Raw genomic sequence first — 4,723 nt, 5'->3', positions numbered from 1 at the left:
TCAAGGCTCCGGAGTGATGAATACGAAAACCGACAAGGCTTTCTATGGTGTCGGGTCAATAATCGGCATCAAGAACGAGCCACTGGCCTGGGAAGCGGCGGAAAACCGGGCACGCGCCGAAATCGCAAGAAACTTCAAGGCCTATACTGACTACCTGATGCGGGACTTTGCCACAGCCACCAACGTCAGCGACTTCACCAAGTCTGAGGAACAGCAGAAAGTTGAACGGGCGCTCAAGACCGTCTCAACCGTGACCCTGAACGGCGTACGGCCGGTCGAACGCTACAAGGACAAGGAAAGCGGCATCTATTATGTGCTCGCCAAGCTCGAACTCGCCGACGTTAAGAGCAATCTCGAGGAATCGAAAGAGCTGAGCGCTGAAGCACGCGATTTCGTTCGGAAGAACGCGGACCGGTTGTTCGACACGCTCGAGAAAGAGCAAGGCAAGCAAGCACCGAAATAGCTGCCAGGCATGAGACGTAAGGGGTGCCGGTCATGGGTAAACAAACTACCTTCAGGTCATCAATAACTCAAGATTCACCAACGAACAGTCCCGCATGGCCTGCAATCACTCTCCTGGCCATGCTGGCTCTCCTGCCGGCGTGTGGGGCCGAAACAAAAGTCACCCGCGTGGACACCGGTCTGATCATCGACCTGAGCGGCCGCTGGAACGATACCGATTCCCGCATCGTCGCTGAAGCGATGGTCAAGGAGGCGCTCGGCACGCCCTGGCTTGATAATTTCATCCGTGATCATCGCGGCAAGCAGCCAGTTGTGGTCGTTGGCACGATCACGAACAAGAGCCACGAGCACATCAACACCCAGACCTTTGTGACCGATCTACAGCGCGAACTAGTGAACTCGCAGAAAGTCACCTTCGTAGCCGGACGCGGCGAGCGGGAGGAAATTCGACAGGAGCGGGCCGAGCAGGCCGCCCATGCCCGTGAGGACACGCAAAAGTCTCCCGGCAAGGAGATCGGCGCCGACTATATGATGAAGGGCTACATTTCCACCATCCTCGACGAAGCCGGAGGTACGAAGGCCGTCTACTACCAAGTGGACCTCGAGCTGGTGAATTTAGAAAGCAACGTCAAGGCCTGGTTCGGGCAGAAGAAGATCAAGAAAGTCGTGGAACGCAAGCGGACGGTGTTCTGACCAGCCAGCCCCTCGGTACCGATCGTCTCACTAAACGCCTCGCTGTGACTGCGCGTAGCGCCAACTTTCTACTCCTCCTGTTAGCGCTTCCTCTGAGCGCCTGCGGTCCCTCCGTCAATCGCTATGCCCTGATTGAGGAAAGCTTGCGCGCAGGGGACGTCCAACGTGCGGATGCGATTGTCGAAAGCGCCCAATCCCAATACAATAACGCGAGCCAAGTGCTCTATCGCATGGACCGCGGCATGACCCTTCATTTGGCTGGACGCTACGAGGACAGCACGGCCGTGCTCGAAAAAGCTGACCAGGAAGTCGAACAGCTCTACACGCGTCGGATTTCCACTGACGTCAAGGCGATGCTCTACAACGATTCGGTGCTCCCGTACGAAGGTGCTACGTACGAGCAGGTGATGCTCAACATCATCAAGGCGCTCAATTATGCGCTGGCCGGCCGTCTCAGTGAGGCCCTTGTGGAAGCGCGGCGGGTGGATCACCGGCTCAACGTCCTGTCCGATCAGGCGGGTGAGAAGCCGGACACCTATCGCGACGATGCGTTTGCACGCTACCTGAGCGGCGTTCTCTTCGAAGCTGCTGGCGAATTGAATGATGCCTTTATTGCTTACCGCAAGGCCTTCGCCGCTTATGGGGTCGCACAGGCCGGAGCCCGCACACCGACGCCCCTCACGCTCCGCACCGATCTCCTGCGTATCACCGACGCGCTGCGGCTCACTGAGGAACACGACCGGTACCGGCAGTCATTTCCGAATTTGAGGTGGCAACCGGATGCTGAGGCCGCTACGCGTGCACAAATTGTCATCGTTGGCTACCATGGTCGCGCGCCCTATAAGCAGGACCAGCTCATTGATCTACCAATCAGCAAGGAAGCACTCACGCTAGTGCTGCTGAACAAGACTGCAGGCAAGCCCAACTCTCAAGAGGCTCGCGTTGATGAACGCACGCTCGTAGGCTTAAGCGGACAGATCGTTCGCGTCGCGCTGCCCCAGCTCATTCTTCAGAAAACCAGAGTCGCATATGACCAGATCAGCGTCGTCGGGCAAGACCAGGCCGTCACGAGTAAGACCGAACTGGCACAGGACGTGAGCGCTCTGGCTGCCAGGGAGTTTTCCGAGCAATTTACTAGCATTGCCGTTAGGGCCGTGGCGCGAGTTGCGCTTAAATATGCTCTGGCCGAAGGCGTCAAACTTGGGGCGCAGGCCGCGGCCGGCCGCGATGCCGGTCCGCTTGTGGGCTTGATCGTCGGCGGTCTGGCCAAGGCTATGGCTAATGCCACGGAGGTTGCGGATACGCGCAGTTGGCGGACACTGCCGGACGAAATCAAAATCGCGCGACTGTGGGTACCGGTCGGGACCTACGAAGTCCGCATCCAACCAATGGGACAGCACGGTGGACAAATCGGCCGAGAGGTGGTGAAAACTGTGACGCTTCGGAGCGGAGAAACTACGTTCATCACTGACCGGGTGATGGAATAAAATGGAGGAACGGTCATGACGAAGTCCCCGGGCAGTGTCATCTGGGCGGCAGTGCTAGCAACCGGACTACTGTTCGGTTGCACCAGCCATCGATCGCAACCGGCCTGGGTGAACGGGACGAGCCCCGACTATTCCGCTGATCAGTATCTGTTAGGCGTCGGGCAGGCAGATTCGCGCCCCTCAGCCGAACAGCGAGCCTATGGAGCGGTCGCACGCATCTTCACGGCGAGGGTGGAAGCCGAATCCAAGGACTGGGAATCCTTTCTTGCCCTCGAAGCTGGGAGCGCAACCCGCACGGAGCGGCGGCTCACGCTCGATCAGCTTACGCGCGTCTCGACAGACAAGGTACTCGAAAATGTTCGTGTGCTGGACGCGTGGGAACATCCACAGACCGGTCAGCATTATGCCCTGGTCGGCCTGCACCGCGCGCAGGCAGGGACAGCGCTCTCGGAACGACTGACCCAACTGGACCACTCGATCGAATCCGATGTCAGCGAATCGCGCCAAGCATCGGAACCGCTGGCGCGCATCCGCAGTCTACGGCGCGCGATGAAGAATCTCGTCCTTCGGGAAGTCTACAATACCGATTTGCGGGTGATTCGCCCAAGTGGGCAAGGGACGGTGGCCCCGTATCGGATCAGTGAGTTGACAGGAGCCGTCGAACAGGTTATGACCGCCACTCTCGCGGTGAGAGTCGAAATCCAGGGGGACCAGACTGACGCCATTCGGCGTGCCGTGATCGAAGGGCTGCTCCGAGAAGGGCTGCCGGTCACGGACAAGGTCCCAGCCGGCAGCGATAAGGGTAAACCGCTCGAGTTGCTGGTCACAGGCGCGGCGCGGCTCTTCAATCTGGATGTGCCAGACCCGCGGTTCCGCTTTGTGCGCTGGTGCACCGATTTCGTGATTGCGGACCCAAGCAGCCGGCAAGTCATCGGCGCCGTATCGCGGGGAGGGCGCGAAGGCCATCTGACGCAGAGCGAGGCTCAGGCCAAGGCGTTGCGCATCATGCAGCAAGATGTGTCGTCGGAGCTGGCTCGGATTCTCGCTGGCTATGTCTATGGCGACACAGCACCGGCAGCCACGCTGCCACCGTCCGTCTGTCCGAAAGAAACGCGGGGAGACGGTTCACCGAAACCGCCTTTATAAGGAGACGACCAGGACATGGCTCGATCCTCATTCAAAAATTCGCGTTCGCCCCGCAAGACACCCAGCCGGGTATCCAAGCAACGGGCGGTCGAACGGATCAAGCGTGACACCGAGGCAGTCAACAAGGCTAGTCTAATGGTCATGTTGCGCCAGCAAGGCTATGAAGAAATTCCGATTGAGGACATTCAGGATCGACTGTCGAAATTGAGAACCGCGCTCGCAGAATTTATCGTTTCTCGGAGAGGCTAGTTGCTATGCCGTATTATTATTTTGACTCCACAGCGTTGGTGAAACGCTACAGCCGTGAACGCGGATCCCGCATCGTCAACAGCCTGATGACGAAGCGGGACAAGACCATCCTCATCGGCGGCCCGACGATCACCGAGTTCTATGCGGTGTTCGCGCAAAAGACTCGCGAGGGACAACTCACGCGCGACGATTGGTATACGGTCCTGTTCAAATTCGAAGCGGAGTCCCTGCGCGGCGTCTATCACTTTGCTATTCCAACCAGCGAGACCTTTACCAGCACCAAGGAACTGTTGTTCCAGTATCCGCACCTGCACACGCCACAGGCCGTCCATCTCATGCTGGCACAGGAATTTAAATCGCTACGGCTCACGATAGTCAGTACGGATCGCCAGATACTGGAACTCTGTAAGCCGCTGGGCATGAACGCCATCAATCCTGAAGACGAGTGATCACAAAACACTGAAGCAGTATTGTTGAAAGATAACCGCGGAGGGGAGGCCAGAGTGATTTACTGGGTGAAGGTCGTGTTTGTAGACAACCAGGAGCTATTCGTAGGGGATGCAATCCGCCATACGATCAGCGAGGACATGGAAGTACTGGAAGTAGACACGGCGAAGGAGGTCACAATCATCCCCATGAAGCAGATTAAGTACATCTCCTGCGACGCCACGGTGTTTGCTAATAAA

General features: G+C 58.0%; 7 protein-coding genes. All 7 read left to right on the top strand.

The genetic code is table 11. From position 1 onward, the window contains the following. Positions 1–16 precede the first annotated feature (16 nt). Complete coding sequence (locus FJ248_08630) at positions 17–463, top strand: hypothetical protein (GenBank protein MBM4120944.1); 447 nt, start codon at positions 17–19, stop codon at positions 461–463. 32 nt (positions 464–495) lie between these two features. Then, positions 496–1,155, top strand: a complete 660-nt coding sequence (locus FJ248_08625; protein MBM4120943.1) for a penicillin-binding protein activator LpoB — start codon at positions 496–498, stop codon at positions 1,153–1,155. A 242-nt stretch (positions 1,156–1,397) separates the two neighbouring features. Beyond that, positions 1,398–2,642 carry a hypothetical protein gene (locus FJ248_08620; protein ID MBM4120942.1) on the top strand — a complete coding sequence of 415 codons (1,245 nt, stop codon included), beginning with the start codon at positions 1,398–1,400 and terminating at the stop codon, positions 2,640–2,642. 15 nt (positions 2,643–2,657) lie between these two features. Then, entirely contained in the window at positions 2,658–3,788 is a 1,131-nt protein-coding gene (locus tag FJ248_08615) for a hypothetical protein (GenBank protein ID MBM4120941.1), read from the top strand. Between the two features lie 15 nt (positions 3,789–3,803). Beyond that, positions 3,804–4,037 (top strand): hypothetical protein, encoded by a 234-nt coding sequence (locus tag FJ248_08610; GenBank protein ID MBM4120940.1) that lies wholly within the window; start codon positions 3,804–3,806, stop codon positions 4,035–4,037. Between the two features lie 5 nt (positions 4,038–4,042). Next, a complete protein-coding gene (locus tag FJ248_08605) occupies positions 4,043–4,486 on the top strand; it encodes a type II toxin-antitoxin system VapC family toxin (GenBank protein MBM4120939.1) in 444 nt (147 codons plus the stop codon). A 54-nt stretch (positions 4,487–4,540) separates the two neighbouring features. Then, on the top strand, positions 4,541–4,723 hold a 183-nt coding region (locus tag FJ248_08600; protein MBM4120938.1), incomplete at its 3' end, for a hypothetical protein.

The sequence above is a fragment of the Nitrospira sp. genome, assembly GCA_016873435.1.
In the GTDB taxonomy this organism is placed as follows: Bacteria; Nitrospirota; Nitrospiria; order Nitrospirales; family Nitrospiraceae; genus VGXF01.
The sequence above is the reverse complement of the archived record's forward strand: the minus strand, read 5'-3'. Positions and strand labels throughout refer to the sequence as shown.

Excerpts from the sequence above, each read along its gene's own strand:
- FJ248_08630 (MBM4120944.1), top strand. The coding sequence starts at position 17 with ATGAATACGAAAACCGACAAGGCTTTCTATGGTGTCGGGTCAATAATC.
- FJ248_08625 (MBM4120943.1), top strand. The coding sequence starts at position 496 with ATGGGTAAACAAACTACCTTCAGGTCATCAATAACTCAAGATTCACCA.
- FJ248_08620 (MBM4120942.1), top strand. The coding sequence starts at position 1,398 with ATGACCCTTCATTTGGCTGGACGCTACGAGGACAGCACGGCCGTGCTC.
- FJ248_08615 (MBM4120941.1), top strand. The coding sequence starts at position 2,658 with ATGACGAAGTCCCCGGGCAGTGTCATCTGGGCGGCAGTGCTAGCAACC.
- FJ248_08610 (MBM4120940.1), top strand. The coding sequence starts at position 3,804 with ATGGCTCGATCCTCATTCAAAAATTCGCGTTCGCCCCGCAAGACACCC.
- FJ248_08605 (MBM4120939.1), top strand. The coding sequence starts at position 4,043 with ATGCCGTATTATTATTTTGACTCCACAGCGTTGGTGAAACGCTACAGC.